The organism is Paenibacillus tritici, from assembly GCF_018207515.1.
In the GTDB taxonomy this organism is placed as follows: domain Bacteria; phylum Bacillota; class Bacilli; order Paenibacillales; family Paenibacillaceae; genus Paenibacillus_AQ; species Paenibacillus_AQ tritici.
In genome coordinates this window covers 2,410,081-2,427,830 of record NZ_CP073365.1, presented here as the reverse complement: position 1 = coordinate 2,427,830, position 17,750 = coordinate 2,410,081, and the positions used below count along the sequence as shown (strand labels likewise).

The following is a 17,750-nucleotide window of genomic DNA, read 5'->3' as shown; positions in this document are numbered from 1 at the left end:
TACATTGAATTTAAATTAAAAGGAGGTCACTTATGAATTTCATTCCCAAAAGAAGTCTAAATCTCTTCACCGCCCTGCTTGTTCTCTTCACCCTGTTGTCATTCCCTTCCCTCACGAAGGCCGCCGAGGTCAGCGTACCCGGGAAGATCATTCCTAATGTCGTAGTGGTAGGCGTCGGCGGAACGATCACCTCCACTTCACCTTCCAGAGAGCTGTTTCAGACTTACGGCACACCCAAGGTACCGATTAAGGATATTATCCAAAGATTACAGCCTGAGCTATCCAAAGTAGCTAATGTCACCAGCACGGAGCTAAGCAATATCAGCTCGGCGCAAACCACCTCCAAGGACTTATACAATCTTACGATTGCTGTGGATAAGGAACTGAGCAATCCTGCTGTCGATGCCGTAGTGGTTACCACCGGCACTAACATCATGGAAGAGCTGGCCTACTGGACCGACCTCACCGTCCGCAGTCCGAAGCCCGTTGTCTTCACCGGCTCCATGAGACAATCTAATACTATCTCCTTCGACGGGGAAGCCAATCTGCTGAATGCGATCAGGCTGGCCGCAAGCAAGAAAACGGCCTATTACGGAACAGTGTTGATGATGAACGATGAATTTTTCGCCGCAAGAGAAGTTACCAAGACCGATGCTCTGCGCCTGGATACCTTCGACGGGGGCCGGTACGGCGCTCTGGGGACGGTAGATGAGAACCGGATTCGCGCGGTTCGTGCGCCAGCCCGCGTCAAGGATGCCGGAACCGAGAAGTGGAAAACTCCATTTGATCTCAGCACGATCCAGCCGGAGGATCTGGCTAAGGTTGACGTTGTGTACAGCTACACCGAAGCCTCCGCGACTCCCATCACTGCCTTGGCGGATGAAGGGGTTAAGGGAATTGTAACTGCGGGTCACGGTGCCGGAGGCATCTCCACCGCGCAGCAAGCCGCCCGCACAGCGGCAATTGAGAAGGGCGTCCTGTTCGTAAACGCTACGCGTGCAGGCTCAGGGGCGGTATATGACACCGGGGCCAAAGGAATCATCGGCGCAGGCGATTTACTCCCGCAGAAGGCAAGAATCCTGCTTCAGCTGGGCCTCACCTTCTCCAAGGATCAGGAGCAGATCCGCCAGTGGTTCTCTACCATCGGCATGCCGGATTTCGATATGAGCAAATAGGAAGCCGCGGCTTGAGGAAGTTCCACGTATCATCCATCCCATAATGATACCAAAGACAAGCGGAGGCCGCCGGCCTCCGCTTTCTCGTGTTCTGCCTGCCCGTCAGATCTCAGGCCACATGCTTATATTTCAGCCTCAATTTAGGAAAAAATCCTCTCTCCAACATTCCCCAACTTCTGCTATGCTAGTAGAAACCTAAAAGTAGAAGCAGGAGGCGTACATTTGCATGGATGGATTTCAATATGAGCTTACTTCAGAGACTGACATTAATCTGAAATATGAGTATGGCGGCGAATACTTCACGTTCAGCCTGTACCGGGATGACCGAGGCTGGGTGCTTCATCCTTTTGACGGCATCCTGCTGAGGAATCCGGCGATGTGCACGCTTGTCGCACAGGAGTTGTTCAAGCACAAGCCTTTTCAGGTGATGCTGGCCAAAGAAGGCATTCTCTTCACCGACATCCGTTCCACCGTTAACCTAGATAATGTGAACACTCCGATTGCTGCGCGCAATGAGCGGGAGGTTCAGGGGAACCCGGCCGACGACCTGATGGACTTCGTGCAGCAGCACTCCATTGAAGAGGTCATTGATTACGAATGCAGCCTTGTCGATAACCGCATCTCCTTCTATAGAGAAATCCTGCAGCGGATGTTCATGGATAATCTCGGCCCCTCAGATCCGGAGTTCCAGAAGGTGCAGGATATTGTCCGTATCTACGAACAGACCCTGGACCAGTTATCCAGCCTGAATGGTCCAAGCCTGGACTTCGGGCGGCGCGGCAGATGATAACCTCCTCACGTATGGACGGAGACTCTACTAATCTATTGAAAGGCTGGTTCTAATGACACTTGAGCTAATCAAGGGACAAAAATGCAGCTTAACCAAAGACGCCCCCGGCCTTACCCGGATCATCGTAGGCATGGGCTGGCACAATACACGGCCTGAGGTGGAGTTTGATGGCTCTGCCTTTTTACTTACACCGGCCCAGACGGTCTCTGCAGATGAGGACCTTATTTACTACGGCAATCCTTCAACACCGAACCAATCTGTAACTGTAGTCCTGTCCGATCAAGCGGCTTACGCAGGGCTGACCGACAACATACAAATCGTTGTAGAGCTTAGTCAAATTCCTGCAGCCTATGAGCGGATTGCATTTGCGCTTACGATTTATGAGGCCGAGAAGCGGCAGCAGAATTTCTCGCTGTTACAGGATGCCTATATACGGATGATCAACGCTGCGGATGGAACAGAGCTTGTGCGTTATACGCTGGGTAATGCTTACACTGTGGAGACCGCCATTGTCGCCGGAGAAATCTACAGATACCGGAACGAATGGAAATTCAGCGCTGTAGGTTCCGGGTATGCCGGAGGCTTGGCTGCCTTGTGCAACAGTTATGGGATACAGGTCAATGACATCCCGCTGCCCGCCCCACCCGCCGAACGGGTAATTCAAGCACAGCCGTCCCGCCTTGTTCTACCGGAGCTGCGGTCACGGCCCAAGTCTGCCGACAGTTTGCCTCCTGCTTCACCAGCAGCACCAGTCTCACCTCCAGCTCCTCCTTTGAATCCGGGCACCATCCAGCTCAAGAAGCACGGGGAGGTGATCAGCCTCCAGAAAGGGATGGGCTCTCTGGGCGAGATCCTGATTAATCTCAACTGGTTCCAGAAGAAAACCCCGGGCTGGTTCGGAAGCAAAGGTGTCGATCTGGATCTGGGTTGTTTGTTTGAATTAAAAAACGGACTGAAAGGCACGGTCCAGGCGCTCGGCGAATCCTTCGGCAGCCTGAACCGGCCGCCTTACATCTCTCTGGACGGGGATGACCGTACCGGGTCGATCGCCACGGGTGAGAATCTGCGGATTAACGGTCATTATCTCTCCGAGATCAGCCGGGTGGTGATCTTCGCCTTCATCTATGAAGGGGTCACGAACTGGGCGGAGGCTGACGCCATTGTAACCATCAAGCAGCAGAGCGGGCCGGAAATCGAAGTCCGACTGGATGAGCATAACAACAATAAGGGTATGTGCGCCATTGCCATGCTCCGCAACCAGCAGGATGAGACCTTCAGCGTGGAGCGGCTGGTAGAGTATTTTGCCGGACATGAGGAGCTGGATCAGCGTTATCACTGGAATCTAAGGTGGGAGGCTGGAAGTAAATAATATACGGCCCTATCATCAACAAACAGCCCTTCCCCGTCAGAAGACGGTAGGAAGGGCTGTTTGTGTTAAGGCTATTCTACAGTATAATCCACAGATGCTGCCTGGATATTGCCGAATGCCCAATAACTCGCCGGCACATCATTCCATTTCTGGACCGCACCCGTCAGCGGAGCGATGCCAAGAGCACGGTTAACGATGGTTACGGCTTCCGCGCGTGTTAACGTCTGGTTCGGACGGAAGGTGCCATCTTCATAGCCTGTAATGATGCCTGCTTGTGACATTCTATTAATGGCTGCCTGGGCCCAGTGTCCGGCCACATCACTGAAGCTGGCTGCGTTGCCCTGGGCGCCTGGAATCAAGCGGGATAACAGGGTCGCCATTTCGGCTCTTGTAATCGTCTGGTTAGGCTTAAAGCTGCCGTCTCCATAACCTTTCATAATGCCGCTTCTGGTCACTTGATCAATTGCATTCGCCGCCCAATGTCCGGTAGCGAGATCAGCGTAAGATACGCCAGAAGTGACTGCGGACTGGCTGAAGGTGCGGGCGATGATGCTGGCGGCTTCCGCCCGGGTGATGCTGTTGCCGGGTCTGAAGGTACCGTCGGCATACCCCGTCATATAAGCCTTCACTTGTACCGCAGAATCTTCTGCCAGAACAACGGTAAATGTACTGAATTTATTGATACTGAATTGAATCCCGGATTTGCCTGCCTGGCCGAACGGTACAATTTCACCCTTGACCAGTTCTTTGGTGCCGTCGCTATGCTCAATGAATACCGCCAGCGCCTTGAGCTGCTCCGCTGTTAACGAAGTGTTGTTAAGCGGCAACACCAGCGTAACCGGGCGGCTCTGCAGGTTGGTCTCTATCGTTACCGGACGGCCCACCAGAGTGACCGCTGCACCGCGGGATACACTTTGCACCTGTGCTTTTGCACGGGCTTCAGCCTCTGTACTCTGCTGCTGCGTTCTCAATGGAACCAGGTTGAAATAAATATCTGTACCGAATCCAGCCAGAGAGCTGGCCGGTACCTTCACTTCCGCATTAACCGTGAAGATATCCAGTGTGATCTGGTTATCGGCAAGCTGCTTACCGGAAGCTGCCGGAATGGTCAACCGGGTCTCCGCAACCTCATCATTCTTATCCGGTACGATGATTCTGGCAATACCGGAACCGGCAGCCTTAAGTTCATTGATCGCCCGGATGGCCTGCTCTAGTGTGAACGAGATGGCATCCTTTTTCACACCGTTAGCATCCTTCGTACGGCTAATGACAACCGAGGATACTGTGGAGCCTTGGGTGGCACCATTTTCAACGTTCGCATTAATAGTTTCCGTCTGGGGGCTTGGTGTTGCTACCGGACCCGGCGCTACTGGTCCCGGCCCTGAACCGCCGCCCGGTGGAGGAGGATCTGTAGGCGTGACCGGTACAGGAACGGTGGAGAAGCTCCAGAGTGTTTTATCCGCAATCCCTGCATAGCCGTTGCCTGATTCATCTGTAAATGCACCCGGCTGAATCAGCACATAATAGCTGACGCCTTGCTTAAGCAGACCGCCGCTAGTATTAATGCTGACGGTATCGTTCGTAATGGTGACTAGCGCCCGGTTACCTGCTGTAATCTTCGTTACGGGCTCATCATTCACTGCATTTACAAGTTCAATATCGGCAGCCCCGGCTAATACATTCTCGTTAAAAATCAGCGAGAGCGCTGCGGTTGTAGGTACATCAGTTGCATTGGCTGCCGGACGGTATGCTGTTACTAGTGGCGCAGCTGTATCCGGGCCGCTGGTTGTTACAAACCGCCAGGCAGTGATGCCTGCGATGCCCGCGAAGCTGTTGCCTGCGGTGTCTGTAAACGCGCCTTCTGTAATACGTACAAAGTAGCTTGTCCCCTGCTCCAAATTGTCAGCCGGATTAATCGTTACTACATGATTCCAAATCGTTACCCTATCTGAATTCGCAGGAATCGTTATGACCGGATGAAGTTCATCTGTGCTGCGGAAGATCTCAATGTTCCCGGCCGCCGCCAGCACATTCTCGCTGAAGGTAAGGACCAGATTAGCGTTAATGGCTACTTCTGTTGCCCATGGCTCCGGAGAATAGGTGCTCACTGTTGGTGAGGTTCTATCCGGTACATCGGTTGTTGTGAAGTTCCAGGCGGTGCTGTCTGCGATACCGGCATAGCTGTTGCCTGCGTTATCTGTAAATGCCCCGGCTCCAATCCGCACATAGTAACTAGTGCCATACTTCAGATCATCCGCAGGATTAATCGTCACTACATTGTTCAGGATGGTTACATTCCCGGAAGCAGCAGGAATCATAGCTGATGGTGCATTATTCGCACTATTGTAAATCACAATATTGCCTTCCCCTGCCATTACATTCTCGCTGAACGTAAGAGTAAGATTAGCGTCTGTAGCTACACGTACTGCACCATTAATAGGCATATAATCGTTTAATATGGGTGCGGTTGTATCCGGCGCAGCAGTTGTTGTAAACTGCCAGGTGGTGCTATCCGGGATACCAGCAAAGTAGTTGCCGGATGGATCTGCAAATGCATCTTCCGTAACCCGCACATAGTAGCTTGAACCATATTCGAGATTGTGGGCCGGATTAATCGTTACTACATTATTCAGGATGTTTACGTCCTGAGCTGATATTGTAGCTGCCGGTTGGTCAGTCGCACTGTTATAGATCACAATACTGCCTTCCCCTGCCATTACATTCTCGCTGAAAGCAAGCTCAAGATTCGCTCCAATAGCTACCTCTGTTGCCCCATTCTTAGGCGAGTATGTGCTTACGATTGGTGCCGTCGTATCCGGCTGGCTGGTTGTTGTGAACCGCCAGGTTGTATTGTTCGTGATTCCTGCATAATTGTTACCGGACATATCGCTAAATGCACCGTTCACAATCTGTACATAGTAGCTTGTGCTGTAATCCAGGTCAACCTCAGGATTGATCGTTACCACGTTGCCATCCGTGGTCACACTGTCGGAAGAGACAGGAATAGTCACAGCCAGTTCATTGCTGTCCGCAACACTGCTGTAAATCTCAATGTCGCCTTCACCTTTAATAACATCCTCACTGAAGGTAAGCGTCAGGTTGGCGCCAGTGGCTACCTCCTTAGCTCCATCCTTAGGGGAATAACCGCTCACCACCGGTGGTGCAGTATCCGGCGCATCAGTTGTTGTGAACTGCCAGGTGTCATTGTCTGCGATACCGGCATAATAGTTGTCTGACAGATCTTTGAATGCTCCGTCTCCGATATTCACAAAGTAGGTTGTACCATGCTCTAATTTATCAGACAGATCAATGGTTGCCACATTATTAAGAACTGCAACATCGTCAGAATCAACTTGAATTACCGCTACCGGATAAATTTCATCTGTACTTTCGTAAAGTAGAATACTGCCGCTATCTTTCGTTACATTCTCATCGAACGTAAGTGTCAGATCCGCGTCAATAGCCACTCCTGTCGCACCCTGCACAGGGGAATAATCACTTACGGTTGGAGCTGTCGTATCTGCTGCTCCAGCAACTGTCGTAAAGCTCCAGTCACCCGCTGCAATCGCTGCGTTTCCGTTTTCGCTCTCATTGATGAACGCATTTGCGTCCACTGTAACGACATATTTAGTATCTACTTTCAGATCCTGGCCGGGATTAATGGTTACCAAATTGGTAGCGGGATCTACTGTCACTCTGCTGGTGTCATCCGCCGGAATCGTTTCAACCGGAGTGGACAGATCCGCAGCCTTGAATATTTGAATACCAGCTTCCCCACTGGCAGCCGTCACCTTCTGATTGAAGGTCAATACCAGATCTGCATTGATTGCCACATCGGTCTCATCATTGCCTGGAGTCAGACCCATAACCCGCGGAATGTCGGGAACCATATTAGACACAATCATCACGCCCGAGACGCCAACTGCAATAAAACGTTTGTGACTGGGATTGAACCCGATGCCGTTAAGCTTAGCAGTCGTGCCTGTAGTCTCAGGCAGCCAATTCTGCCCCATATCAGCAGTGGAGAACACCTTCCCTCCGTCTCCTGCAGCCATAAATACGCCGTTTCCGAAAGCCGCTCCATTCAGATTCACTTTCGATTCAAGGAGCCTCTCCACGCCTTTCGAACTCTCTGGTGAGATTACAATGATTCCTGATGCACCAACCGCTACGAATATACCGCCGCCAAAGGTGATTCCGTTCAAGTTCAGGTTTGAGTTATCGGTTATTTTGCGGTTTACCTTTTCCCAACCCTTATCTATCGTGTACGTTAACACTGTACCGTTATTGCCAACTGCTACAAACTTGTTGTTGCCATAGGCAATAGCGTTAAGATTAACAGTAACGCCTGGAACGGATGTTTTAACCCAATTGATTCCGCTGTCAACAGAAGTAAGCATGCTACCAGAATTGCCGACTGCGACCAATTTCCCATCGCCATATGCGATTGCATTCAGCTTTTCATCTGTGCCCGTAGTTTGGGATGTCCAGTCCACATTATTTGCGGACGTTAGGACTGTCCCATTGTCGCCTACAGCAACATATCCGCCACTTGTGCCTGTATAAATAATATCGTTCAAGTGATCTTCTACACCTGACATACGGTCTGTCCAGGACATAGAGCTGCTTAACGTACCAATGCTTCCTCCTTGACCTACCATAACTATCCCGGTGCCTACAGCTACTGCATTTAGATTAGTGCCGTTTGGCACGGGACTGAGCCTGTCCCAAATTGCCGGATCTGTATCTGTTGAACCAGCATATACAGGAAAAGCTCCAGTCCAAACCAAACTGATCACGAGTAACAACGAGAAATACCTTTTCAATCTCCTGCCCATAAACAATGTATCGCTCCCCCTTATTCAATAATTCCACATAGAAATTTTTCATATCTGCGGTTCATTCTATCAGACAGCTCTAAACAAACTCTTAACAATTCTCGACAAAAACCGTTTCAACAGGACCTAAATAGGGTAATTTTCTCAAAAAAACGAAAACGTCTGGATTTTCTAACGTTTTTTCAAAAAAATTGTCTAAACAAAAAACGCACGGAGCTTTCGCTCACATGCGTAATTGTTAATCTTAATTGACCCTTCCTCTTTAACTTTAACGCTTAACGCTTATTGTTTCTGGCTTCCTCAAAAACCCCCTTGGCAACCAGTATCGCGGATGCGGCACGCGGCCAGCCTGCATAAAAGGCAAGATGAGTTATAGCCTCAATCAATTCTTCTTCGGATAGACCGTTCTCCAGAGCCAGACGGATATGAAAGGGCAACTGCTCGGTAAGTCCACCGGCGACTAGTGCCGAGATCGTCAAGAGACTGCGTTCCCGCAGCGATAATTGCTCCCCTCTCCATACCTCCCCGAAGAGCACTTCCTCCGAATAGCGGGCGAACGAAGGAGCAATCTCCCCAAAGGCTTCGAGCGCATTCGATGCAATTTTCGGATGCTTCATTCCAACACCTCCATATCTTTCAATGACATTCATTCAATCATTTGAGTAATGCCATTGCCAAACGTCCAATCCTCGAATTCTGTATCGACCAGCACGACGAAGACGTCTTCTTTCCTGATGCCCAGTGTGCTAGACATCGTCTCAGCCAGCTTGCTGTAAAAGCTTCTTTTCTGTTCCTTGCTTCGCCCGGATTTGAGCGTAATTTGAATAAAGAGCAGCCCGTCACTCCGCTCTATGTTTAAGTAACTCGGACTGTAATAAAATTCGCTTGCTTTATGGGCATGGAATACCTGAAAAAAATCATCTGGCGGCACGTTAAAATGCTCCACGAGAGCGCTCATAATTTCACGGCTAATGACGGGTAGCTGCTGGTCATCATATTTGTCCTCCAAGTAACTGACTCTGACAAAGGGCATGTTCACTTCACTCCTTCTATGGTGTAACCTCATTGTACTCTCCGCATCTTGTTCTGTATAATTGAATTATATGATAAATAAATTCAAATTATCCGATGGAGATATCTGCTATGGACCTAAAAGAGCTCACTACATTTCAAACTATCCTGCAAGAAGGAAACTTCTCACGAGCCGCTGCCAAACTGAACTACGCACAGTCTACAATCACCAATCAGGTTCAACGTCTGGAGAAGGAACTGGGCATCAAGCTGTTCAAACGGGGCTGGGACTCCGAGCTTACAGCTTCAGGCCGAATATTTGCCGCTGAGATCGACAGTCTGATTCGACATTGGAACTATGTTGCGGACCAGGCAAAGGCTCTGCAACAAGAGGAGATCGGAACGCTTAGAGTCGGAGGGCTGGAATCGTTGACGGAGCAGGTACTGCCCAAGTCGCTGCTGCGTTTCATGGAGCATAAGCCTAATGTATCCTGCCATTTTGTGATCGGTAACACCGCTTCGCTCTCGCATGCCCTGCTTCAGAATCAATTGGATTTCGCCATTTGCGGAGAGCCTGCTGATCTCTCTTCGGTTCACTTTGAACCGTTGTACCATGAGCGGATCGCCTTTATCGCAGGGAACAACCATCCTTTGGCCGTAAGAGACGAGATCGCCTTTGAGGAACTATTTGGTTATCCAATCTTTTCCGGGGGAGCTACCTGTTTGTATTATTCCCAATTAGCGAAGCATTTCTCCCGTTATACCGATACTCCTTTTCTGCATACCGTAAGTCAAATCTCAGCCATTGCGGGCTTCGTCCGGCAGATCCCTTCCATAGGAGCCGTCCTCGAATCTACGCCATTACCGCCGAATGTGGTGAGACTCCAGGTCACGCTGAAGGACACCGCCATTCCGGTAGGCCTGCTGCAATCACGCAACGATGAGTATCTATCTTCATCCAAGAAGCTTTTGATGCAAATTGTAAAAGAGGAGCTGCTCCACTTTTAGAAATATATACAAAGAAAACAGACAACCCTTTGCAACTGCAGATGGTTGTCTGTTGGATAATAATGTTTTCTTCATTGAAAAATGTGCATTGGTTTAGCTTCTCATTTCAAGCTTTCCTCGCTTCGATCCATTGCAAATGACGCAAAAAGTTCAGTACATCATCCAGCGATTGATAGATGCTATGATCCCTGACTTTCCCCTCATAATCAGTTACCCCAAGTAACGGAAATTGAAGGTGAACGGGATCGAACTCGGTAATCTCCTCAGCCGCATCGGGGTAATTCTCATGGGTATGATTATGAAACTTCATAATTAATGAATGATCCTTGTTATACCAATTGTAGAAAAAAGCCTGTAGATTGCCTCGCTTATCGCCGTGTTCTTCACATTTCAAATAAGAATTCAATCCATTAAGTTTGATGGTGAACTTCGGATTATACGCAGACGGATGATCTTGCGTGACATCTAAAACGATTTCCGGATGTACGTTTTTGATGTTTCCTGGATTTGAGGTGAAAACTTCCTGTGTGAACTCAGCCAAGCAGGCTCTCTTTTCTTTTTAGCAAATAGGTCCATACATCCAAATCAATATCTTCATCAGAAGTAACGAGTTCCCCGGATTCACTCTTATGCATGAAACGTTCAATAGGTCCATACTTTTCTTCGTAAGCACTAAGCTTTTGAGCTATAAACTGTAATTCATCTTCAGACTCTGTCTCTACAGCAGTTTGCATACGTGCTTGATAGGACTCCGCTACCTCACTAATTCTTACAGTCTCACCACTCGGATACTCCAAAATCGAATTGGCAGGAATATCAACATGTTTTCCTGGCTCTGTGCGAGTAACACCGTCGAACCGTCCCTGGGCAATCCAGCGGGAAATCGTCTGATGAGATACTCCCAGCATACGCGCTACTTCCCTGGTAGGATAATGCTTGACCTTGGAGGAGACAGCCTGTGATGAATGCTGAACTTGAGTAAGTTGGTATACGATGTCCTGCTGGCCGACCCGAAATTTCTCAGGGACAAGTAATTCATCATCGGATAACCGTTGAATCTTGATTCCTGAAGCCTCTACAGCATCACACAGCATTTGGTAGGTAATAATATTTTCTCGTAATTGGCGCGAAGAAAAAATATTGCTCGCATATGTCGCTTGACGTTCCCGTACTTCCAAAATATCCTGTATCGCCATACTCATCACCTCTCCCCCATTTTACCATGAAAAATGACATTAAAATAAAAATAGTTCTCAATAAATCAACGTTAAATCAACATTTACGTATAGATTATCCCATTGACCATGAAAATACTCTTCAACTAGAGTAAAGGGCTGGTACAACCCAGCCCCTCCTCATCAAACCGTACGTGAGGTTTTCCCTCATACGGCTTTCCGATGTTTGTCATTCATGGGCATGCAGATTACAATAGCGTTTTTAGTCCACACTTATTGGCCATATACTTGACCTCCGGGAATGAGCTCATCCATCTCCTCCGTTGTCTCTTCTTTGCATACCACCGGGTAAATCGCTGCAGAATATACCAATCCAGCTTCGCTAACCTCTTTTGGCTGTAGTTCGTGTAATAGTAATTTCTCCATCCCTGAATCTTTGGGTTGAGCCATTCCACGTGTTCCTCAAACGATTTCCAGCGCATGCCAGGCGGTGCTAATCTGTCTTTGACCACGCCTCGGATGCGTTCCTCTGCCCTCTTCGTTAGCCACTGCTGAGTGGTATAGTACACCTTCCCTTGAGAGGTTTCTGCTTTCGTTTTTCGGTGGTGCATTCCTAAGAAGTCGAAGCCTTCGTCTCCTGTCCACAGACCTACAATGCGGGTTTTGGTCGGATGCAGCGTGAGTTCTAGACGTTCCATAATGGTGCGGATGAGTTCATACGCATGTTCTGCATCCTTTTTGGTTTTACAGACCACAACGAAGTCGTCTGCATACCTCGTCAGTTCTCCCAGCCCACTTCCGTGTTTCTCCCATAACCGGTCAAAGTAGTTCAAATAGATATTCGCCAGCAGTGGCGAGATGACACCACCTTGGGGTGTCCCTAGATCGGAGCGCCGTACCTTTCCTTCTTCCATCACTCCCGCATGAAGCCACTTCCGTATAAGCTTCAAAATCCGTCTGTCATTGATACGCATCTGTACCAATTTCATGAGTTTCTCTTGATTTATATTGTCGAAGTAACCTTGGATATCGACGTCGACTACCCAATTTCCTTTGCGGTTGCAGGCTTTCCGGATTCGTTCCAGTGCTCCTTTTGCACCTCGCTTCGGGCGAAATCCGAAGGAGACTTCTTTAAAATCTGCTTCAAAGATGGGTTCAATCACCAGTTTGGTTGCCATCTGTAGGACTCGGTCTCGTACCGTAGGGATGCCTAGTGGTCTTGGCTTCCCGTCTTTCTTCGGGATATAGTGCCGCCGTACGGGCTGCGGATGGTAGCTGCCTTCTTTCAATTCTCGCTCACAGCTTTTGAGAAATCTCGTGACTCCTTGTTTCTCGATTTCAACGAGCGTTACGGCATCCACTCCCGCAGCTCCCTTATTCGCTTTCACCCGTTTCCAGGCTTCGCATAGCACATCCCACCGGTAGACTTTGTCGTACAAGGCGTGGAATTTACGCTTGTTGTTCTCCTTGGCCGCATGACCTAGCTTTTCTTGGAGTTCTTGAACTTTTTCCTTGGGTGTCGTTAGCCGTTTGGCATTCACTCACTCGTACCTCCTCCAAAAGCGTAAACAAAGCAGGGCTCCTTCCCTCCCTAAGGTTATGTTGTCCTTAGGTTCTTCGGTACTATAAGCCCCTCGGACTCCCTTCCCACAGACGGTTCACTTCGTCTTCTGGACTTATAGAGCGTCTCTTTACGGGTTCCTAAAAAAAAAAAATTTTCCGTGTGGGGGAGGGTCTCCCCAGTTCACTGCATTATCTTTCAATCCATGCCGTTCCCATTACGCCGGAGGATTCTTCACTGCTGTTCCAAGTTCTGCACAGTTTCCTTGGCCTTCGTCCATAATAGCGGGACTCGGCTCCCTCTGTTCCCCTTTGCAGGGCCTTTTTGACGACGCGGCAGGATTCACTTGATGTTGCGGCCTGAATTGTTGCTCGCCCGGTCTCTGACCAGTACTTTTGTCGATGCGCTTTTACACACAGATTTCGCCATGTGCAAGCATCCTAGCTACAAAGGTAGCTTGGTCCCTCCTTTGGTTGGACTTTCACCAACTAGATAATGCGTGCCTCTGGGCACGCCAGAAAACAAAAAAAGAACGGCATCTGCCGTTCTTCTGTGATGGACTCTCAGGGGCTCGAACCCTGGACAAATAGATTAAGAGTCTACTGCTCTACCAACTGAGCTAAGAGTCCGTATGAAATTGGTGGAGCCAAGGGGGATCGAACCCCTGACCTCATCGCTGCCAGCGATGCGCTCTCCCAGCTGAGCTATGGCCCCACAAGCTTGATTTAGAATGACATTATGTATTCTAAAATCCAATTAGAGCAGTGTGTTCTAGTCACTTATAAATCAATATGTTTCGTAGGCGACTTCTATATAATACAGAAATTCATCGTTAGTGTCAACCATTTTATGAAATTAATTTGATGGTAACTTGGGACGGCACTCTACACAGGGACTTGACCCCTAAACTCAAGGCAAGTCCCATTCAAGCCGCTACCAGCATGACCCAGCTTCTTATGCGCTTACAAGCCGTCCAGCTCCTCCGTGTTCTTGGAGAGCAGTCCCTTGAGTTCCTTCATGAACATGTTGATGTCCTTGAACTGGCGGTACACGGACGCGAAGCGCACGTAGGCCACCTCGTCTACAGGGTATAGCTGCTCCATGACCAGCTCGCCGATCTGGCGGCTCTCGATCTCGGCCAGGGCAATGCCGCGCAGACTTTTCTCGACCTCGGATACAATGACCTCCAGACGCTCTACAGGAACGGGACGTTTCTCGCAGGCGCGGATAAGGCCGCGGAGGATTTTATCCCGGCTGAACTCTTCACGGCTGCCGTCTTTTTTGATCACAATCAGGGGGGTCTCTTCAATCATCTCGAAGGTGGTGAACCGGCGGCTGCACAGCTCGCATTCACGCCTGCGGCGGATCGACTTATTCTCGTTGGCTGGACGCGAATCAAGCACTTTGGTATTGGTGTGATCGCAGTAAGGGCATTTCATAAGCTTCTTCACTTCCTCATCTTAAGAATGGATTGTTAATTTCCAGAAATCACCGTTTATTTGTTGTTATGAATATGGCATGTCCGGCACATAATACTGTTACCAACCGATAGGAGGTGAACAGCAATGAGCCAAAACAACAGCTCCAACAACCTGGTAGCTCCAAATTCACGCGGTGCCTTGGAACAACTGAAATTTGAAGTTGCCCAAGAACTCGGTATTACCCTCTCCCCAGACGGATACCAAGGCAATAAAACTTCTTACGAAAACGGTTCGATCGGTGGTTACATCACTAAACGTCTTGTAACCCTGGCTGAACAGCAACTGGCAGGTCAGTTCAAATAACCTGCCCAAACGACATAAGCTTGCCTAAGAAGTATCGAACGGCCTCCGGGCCGTTTGATGCTTCTTTTTAACGTGCAGCAAATAATTAAGGGGCAGAGCGCCTCAGAACTCGCTGTAAAGCTCTGTGTACTGGTCGTAATAATAAATCACACGCTGCACATAGTGCCGGGTCTCGCCAAACGGAATGTCCTTCACCGAAGCCTCCGTTCCGTCCCATTGTCCATCATCCAGCCAGCTCTGCACTTTGCCTGGTCCGGCGTTGTATGCGGCTATGACTGCTATGCGGTTGCCGTCAAACTGCTTGGACAGCGTAGACAAATACCAGGTACCCAGCTCAATGTTCGACGACGGCTCCTCCTTGAGCCGCTCGAGCGACACCTTGGGAAGCTTGGCCTTTTCCAGTGCCCATTTGGCGGTATCCGGCATGAGCTGCATGAGCCCGAGCGCTCCCTTTTTGGATTCGCGTCCGGTCTTATAATTGGTCTCTACTCGAATGATTGACGCTACAAGGAACGGGTCCATCTCATAAGTAAGGCTGTGCTGGCGGATCTCTTCTTTATAATGGATCGGATAAAACCACGACATCCAGTGGGTACCCAGGAACAGAATGGCAGTGAAGCCTACGAATAGCAACAGCAGTACTCTTTTTTTGCGCAGCCACTTCATCATAGCAGACCCAGCTTGTCCCACAGACCGGCAACCTGCCGCTCCGTAGCTTCGAGATTGCCGCTATTGTCGATCACATGACTGGCTTTCCTGCGTTTCAGCTCAATGTCCATCTGGGATCTAAGCCGGTCCTCCGCCTGTTCAAGCTTCATTCCGTTCCGCTCCATGAGGCGGGCCAGCTGCACCCTCCTGGGAACATACACCACAATGATCTGATCAAATAATGAATCCAGCTCGGACTCATAGAGCAGCGGAATATCCACAATCACCAATCGCTGCGGATCTTCCTGCTCCAGCGTATACATCCGGTCCTTAATTTGCCTGCGGATCGCCGGATGGGTCAGGTTGTTCAAGGTCTTAAGCGCCTCCGGATCCCGGAAAACGATCTCACCCAGCACCGCCCTGTCCAGTGAATCGTCAGGCTGCAGAATCCGCTCTCCAAATGCCTGCACAGCAGCGGCCAATACCGGATGCCCCGGAAGCATAACCTCTCTGGCGATGACATCCGCATCCACCAGAGCGGCTCCCTTCCGGACAAACATTGCAGACACGGTGCTTTTGCCCGAAGCAATTCCTCCGGTTAAGCCTATAATCATGTACTCACCTCATAATAACTTCATTATACCCATTGCTATTAATAATATCGCCGGCAGAACAGCCGCATGCTTCATCCAGTAGCTGCCGGACAATCTCAGTCCGGTCTTCATCCCCAGCAGCAGAAAGGTTCCGCTGAACAAGGCGATCATCAGCGAGGTTGATAATGCACCGAATCCAAGCAGCGCAGCACCGAGACCGGCGCCGAAGGCATCCAGCGACAACGCTATGCCGAGGATCATGGCTTCCATGGAGGAGATACTCCCGGAAGCATCCATATCGGCCGAAGACGGTGTGCGGAGGATCTGGATGACCACACCCAGATGCCGCAGCTCCAGAGAGAACACGGCCGGCTTTGGCAGCTCTGAATCTGCAAGAGCCGCAGCGGCAGCAGTCTCCTGCATGGCTTCCCGGCCGGAAGTTCCCTCTGCCGCCCCGGGCGCTGATTCTTCCTGCTCTTGTTCCTTCTGGGTCAGCATCTGGAACAAGGACCAGCAGCCCATTAAGACCAGAATAACCGCTCCGATACTGGAAGCGGCATTCGGCGAGACCACCTTGGCCAGCAGTACGCCGACCTGCATCGAACCATAGATGACCACTCCCGAACAGAGCGAGATAATCATAATGGAGAGCAAGGGGATTTTCATTTTACGCAGTCCATATGTAATGCCAACACCAAATCCGTCTAAACTTAGAGCAAACGCAAGCAGCAGCAGTGACAACAATGGGCTAAGCACCCGCAATCCCTCCCGTGAAGAACCGGAGCCTGACGGATCATACGATCCGCGCTCCGCTTCGCCATAATCAGCAATCTTCACACATTATATGGGCGGGACGGGCAGTGAGTGCCTGCCATTTGATGTAACATGGATAACTTAAGGTGTAACTTACTCAGAATGGAGCTTCGCAGGCTTCACCGCGGCTGTTGAATCAGCACGGGTAGAGGCTGGCAGCTTGGACAATAATGCGTACCCCGGCCGCCGACAACACTCTTCTCAATCAGCGTGCCGCAGGTCACACAAGGCTGATCTTTACGTCCGTATATGCGGTGCTGATCCTGATAGTTCCCGCTCTCTCCCTGGCCGTTGACATACGACTTCACTGAGGAACCTCCCGCATTCACTGCTTCTGTCAGCGTTGCGACAATGGCATGATGCAGCCTGGCGAGCTGTTCTTCCGAGAGTGACTTCGCAGCTTCCTCAGGGTGAATTCCTGCACGGTGCAGGGACTCATCTACATAAATATTGCCGATCCCGACGATATATTCCTGATTCAGCAGCAGCGGCTTGATCTTGGTGCTGCGCTTCGAGACTATCTCCTTGAACCGGTCCAGCGTGAACCCCGCGTCCAGCGGCTCCTGTCCCAGCTTGTTCAGCGGCTTCAGCAGCAGATCCTCGCCCGGCTGGAACAGATGCATCGTTCCGAACTGGCGGACATCGGTATAACGCAGCTCCGTACCATCCGTGAAATGGAAAATAACATGCGTATGCTTGTCCAGCACCTCGTCCTTACGGTACATCCCGTAACGGCCTTCCATCCGCAGATGGGAGACCATCACAAGACCATCGAACACGAACCGCAGGAACTTGCCTCTGCGCTCAACCGTTACTACTGTATGGCCTGCCAGCATATGGGCAAAGGCCTGAATATCATCCGGGCGCTGTATAATCCGCGGCAGCCGGACCGTGACATGCTCTATCTGCTTGCCTGTAATTAAATCATTAAGTGTTCTTCTGACTGTTTCGACTTCCGGCAGTTCCGGCATAATGGCTCACCTCC

The 17,750-nt window shown here is 50.1% G+C and carries 16 protein-coding genes and 2 tRNA genes; 5 read left to right on the top strand and 13 right to left on the bottom strand.

The window, feature by feature from the left end; all coding sequences use genetic code 11:
- The first annotated feature begins 32 nt into the window (after nucleotides 1–32).
- From KDC22_RS10205 to KDC22_RS10195, 3 genes are all read left to right on the top strand, one after another.
- Nucleotides 33–1,175: an asparaginase gene (locus tag KDC22_RS10205; RefSeq protein WP_173140297.1), complete on the top strand. Its 1,143-nt coding sequence runs from the start codon at nucleotides 33–35 to the stop codon at nucleotides 1,173–1,175.
- Nucleotides 1,176–1,401: 226 nt separating this feature from the next.
- Nucleotides 1,402–1,962 carry a hypothetical protein gene (locus tag KDC22_RS10200; RefSeq protein WP_211722933.1) on the top strand — a complete coding sequence of 187 codons (561 nt, stop codon included), beginning with the start codon at nucleotides 1,402–1,404 and terminating at the stop codon, nucleotides 1,960–1,962.
- A gap of 55 nt (nucleotides 1,963–2,017) precedes the next feature.
- Nucleotides 2,018–3,334, top strand: coding sequence for a TerD family protein (locus KDC22_RS10195; RefSeq protein ID WP_211722932.1), 1,317 nt, complete (start codon nucleotides 2,018–2,020; stop codon nucleotides 3,332–3,334).
- Between the two features lie 71 nt (nucleotides 3,335–3,405).
- Here KDC22_RS10195 and KDC22_RS10190 read toward each other — a convergent pair whose 3' ends face one another.
- From KDC22_RS10190 to KDC22_RS10180, 3 genes are all read right to left on the bottom strand, one after another.
- Nucleotides 3,406–7,734: an Ig-like domain-containing protein gene (locus KDC22_RS10190; protein ID WP_211722931.1), complete on the bottom strand. Its 4,329-nt coding sequence runs from the start codon at nucleotides 7,732–7,734 to the stop codon at nucleotides 3,406–3,408.
- A gap of 713 nt (nucleotides 7,735–8,447) precedes the next feature.
- Complete coding sequence (locus KDC22_RS10185) at nucleotides 8,448–8,789, bottom strand: carboxymuconolactone decarboxylase family protein (RefSeq protein ID WP_211722930.1); 342 nt, start codon at nucleotides 8,787–8,789, stop codon at nucleotides 8,448–8,450.
- 29 nt (nucleotides 8,790–8,818) lie between these two features.
- Nucleotides 8,819–9,205: a tautomerase family protein gene (locus tag KDC22_RS10180; protein ID WP_211722929.1), complete on the bottom strand. Its 387-nt coding sequence runs from the start codon at nucleotides 9,203–9,205 to the stop codon at nucleotides 8,819–8,821.
- Nucleotides 9,206–9,315: 110 nt separating this feature from the next.
- Between KDC22_RS10180 and KDC22_RS10175 the strand changes: the two genes are divergently transcribed.
- On the top strand, nucleotides 9,316–10,191 hold the full coding sequence (locus KDC22_RS10175; RefSeq protein ID WP_211722928.1) for a LysR family transcriptional regulator: 876 nt from the start codon (nucleotides 9,316–9,318) through the stop codon (nucleotides 10,189–10,191).
- A 106-nt stretch (nucleotides 10,192–10,297) separates the two neighbouring features.
- Here KDC22_RS10175 and KDC22_RS10170 read toward each other — a convergent pair whose 3' ends face one another.
- From KDC22_RS10170 to nrdR, 6 genes are all read right to left on the bottom strand, one after another.
- On the bottom strand, nucleotides 10,298–10,732 hold the full coding sequence (locus tag KDC22_RS10170) for a hypothetical protein (protein WP_211722927.1): 435 nt from the start codon (nucleotides 10,730–10,732) through the stop codon (nucleotides 10,298–10,300).
- Nucleotides 10,725–11,393 carry a helix-turn-helix domain-containing protein gene (locus KDC22_RS10165; RefSeq protein ID WP_211722926.1) on the bottom strand — a complete coding sequence of 223 codons (669 nt, stop codon included), beginning with the start codon at nucleotides 11,391–11,393 and terminating at the stop codon, nucleotides 10,725–10,727. The genes KDC22_RS10170 and KDC22_RS10165 overlap by 8 nt, the downstream gene beginning before the upstream one ends.
- A gap of 221 nt (nucleotides 11,394–11,614) precedes the next feature.
- The gene (gene ltrA, locus KDC22_RS10160) at nucleotides 11,615–12,907 is read right to left on the bottom strand and encodes a group II intron reverse transcriptase/maturase (RefSeq protein WP_211721745.1); all 1,293 of its coding nucleotides are present in this window, start codon (nucleotides 12,905–12,907) and stop codon (nucleotides 11,615–11,617) included.
- 576 nt (nucleotides 12,908–13,483) lie between these two features.
- Nucleotides 13,484–13,556, bottom strand: a tRNA-Lys gene (locus KDC22_RS10155).
- A gap of 9 nt (nucleotides 13,557–13,565) precedes the next feature.
- Nucleotides 13,566–13,641: transfer RNA gene (locus KDC22_RS10150), tRNA-Ala, on the bottom strand.
- 248 nt (nucleotides 13,642–13,889) lie between these two features.
- Nucleotides 13,890–14,366 (bottom strand): transcriptional regulator NrdR, encoded by a 477-nt coding sequence (gene nrdR, locus KDC22_RS10145; RefSeq protein ID WP_173140325.1) that lies wholly within the window; start codon nucleotides 14,364–14,366, stop codon nucleotides 13,890–13,892.
- 126 nt (nucleotides 14,367–14,492) lie between these two features.
- Here nrdR and KDC22_RS10140 point away from each other — a divergent pair, with 126 nt between their 5' ends.
- Nucleotides 14,493–14,711 carry an alpha/beta-type small acid-soluble spore protein gene (locus KDC22_RS10140; RefSeq protein ID WP_211722925.1) on the top strand — a complete coding sequence of 73 codons (219 nt, stop codon included), beginning with the start codon at nucleotides 14,493–14,495 and terminating at the stop codon, nucleotides 14,709–14,711.
- A gap of 102 nt (nucleotides 14,712–14,813) precedes the next feature.
- Here KDC22_RS10140 and KDC22_RS10135 read toward each other — a convergent pair whose 3' ends face one another.
- From KDC22_RS10135 to mutM, 4 genes are all read right to left on the bottom strand, one after another.
- On the bottom strand, nucleotides 14,814–15,377 hold the full coding sequence (locus KDC22_RS10135; protein ID WP_211723981.1) for a lytic transglycosylase domain-containing protein: 564 nt from the start codon (nucleotides 15,375–15,377) through the stop codon (nucleotides 14,814–14,816).
- A complete protein-coding gene (gene coaE / locus KDC22_RS10130; protein WP_211722924.1) occupies nucleotides 15,377–15,973 on the bottom strand; it encodes a dephospho-CoA kinase in 597 nt (198 codons plus the stop codon). The genes KDC22_RS10135 and coaE overlap by 1 nt, the downstream gene beginning before the upstream one ends.
- Nucleotides 15,974–15,982: 9 nt before the next feature.
- The gene (locus tag KDC22_RS10125) at nucleotides 15,983–16,708 is read right to left on the bottom strand and encodes a manganese efflux pump (RefSeq protein ID WP_173140405.1); all 726 of its coding nucleotides are present in this window, start codon (nucleotides 16,706–16,708) and stop codon (nucleotides 15,983–15,985) included.
- 176 nt (nucleotides 16,709–16,884) lie between these two features.
- Nucleotides 16,885–17,736 (bottom strand): DNA-formamidopyrimidine glycosylase, encoded by an 852-nt coding sequence (gene mutM, locus KDC22_RS10120; RefSeq protein ID WP_211722923.1) that lies wholly within the window; start codon nucleotides 17,734–17,736, stop codon nucleotides 16,885–16,887.
- Nucleotides 17,737–17,750: the final 14 nt, after the last annotated feature.

Excerpts from the sequence above, each read along its gene's own strand:
- KDC22_RS10185 (WP_211722930.1), bottom strand. The coding sequence starts at position 8,789 with ATGAAGCATCCGAAAATTGCATCGAATGCGCTCGAAGCCTTTGGGGAG.
- KDC22_RS10165 (WP_211722926.1), bottom strand. The coding sequence starts at position 11,393 with ATGAGTATGGCGATACAGGATATTTTGGAAGTACGGGAACGTCAAGCG.
- KDC22_RS10190 (WP_211722931.1), bottom strand. The coding sequence starts at position 7,734 with ATGCTTACTTCTGTTGACAGCGGAATCAATTGGGTTAAAACATCCGTT.
- KDC22_RS10200 (WP_211722933.1), top strand. The coding sequence starts at position 1,402 with ATGGATGGATTTCAATATGAGCTTACTTCAGAGACTGACATTAATCTG.
- KDC22_RS10140 (WP_211722925.1), top strand. The coding sequence starts at position 14,493 with ATGAGCCAAAACAACAGCTCCAACAACCTGGTAGCTCCAAATTCACGC.
- KDC22_RS10205 (WP_173140297.1), top strand. The coding sequence starts at position 33 with ATGAATTTCATTCCCAAAAGAAGTCTAAATCTCTTCACCGCCCTGCTT.
- mutM (WP_211722923.1), bottom strand. The coding sequence starts at position 17,736 with ATGCCGGAACTGCCGGAAGTCGAAACAGTCAGAAGAACACTTAATGAT.
- coaE (WP_211722924.1), bottom strand. The coding sequence starts at position 15,973 with ATGATTATAGGCTTAACCGGAGGAATTGCTTCGGGCAAAAGCACCGTG.
- KDC22_RS10175 (WP_211722928.1), top strand. The coding sequence starts at position 9,316 with ATGGACCTAAAAGAGCTCACTACATTTCAAACTATCCTGCAAGAAGGA.
- KDC22_RS10135 (WP_211723981.1), bottom strand. The coding sequence starts at position 15,377 with ATGAAGTGGCTGCGCAAAAAAAGAGTACTGCTGTTGCTATTCGTAGGC.
- KDC22_RS10180 (WP_211722929.1), bottom strand. The coding sequence starts at position 9,205 with ATGCCCTTTGTCAGAGTCAGTTACTTGGAGGACAAATATGATGACCAG.
- nrdR (WP_173140325.1), bottom strand. The coding sequence starts at position 14,366 with ATGAAATGCCCTTACTGCGATCACACCAATACCAAAGTGCTTGATTCG.
- KDC22_RS10195 (WP_211722932.1), top strand. The coding sequence starts at position 2,018 with ATGACACTTGAGCTAATCAAGGGACAAAAATGCAGCTTAACCAAAGAC.